Consider the following 223-nt stretch of genomic DNA (forward strand, 5'->3'; position numbering starts at 1 on the left):
GAGCTTAACTTCTGTGTTCGGAATGGGAACAGGTGGGTCCTCAGTGTAATAATCACCGACTGTATGTCAAAGGACTCGCGTCCTCTGATGTCAAAGTAAATGTGCAAGATAAAATGGTGACCCGTGGGGGAATCGAACCCCCGTTACCGGCGTGAGAGGCCGGTGTCTTAACCGCTTGACCAACGGGCCACATTTCCCCACAGGTTCATCTGTTTGTTGGTGC

General features: G+C 51.6%; 1 tRNA gene and 1 rRNA gene. Both read right to left on the reverse strand.

Going from position 1 to position 223, the window contains the following annotated elements:
- Positions 1-60, reverse strand: a 5S ribosomal RNA gene (gene rrf / locus H9X81_RS11675); the annotation flags it as partial.
- Between the two features lie 54 nt (positions 61-114).
- Positions 115-189: transfer RNA gene (locus tag H9X81_RS11680), tRNA-Glu, on the reverse strand.
- Between the last annotated feature and the right edge of the window lie 34 nt (positions 190-223).

This window comes from Hydrogenoanaerobacterium saccharovorans (assembly GCF_016901815.1).
Taxonomy (GTDB): domain Bacteria; phylum Bacillota; class Clostridia; order Oscillospirales; family Ruminococcaceae; genus Avimicrobium; species Avimicrobium caecorum.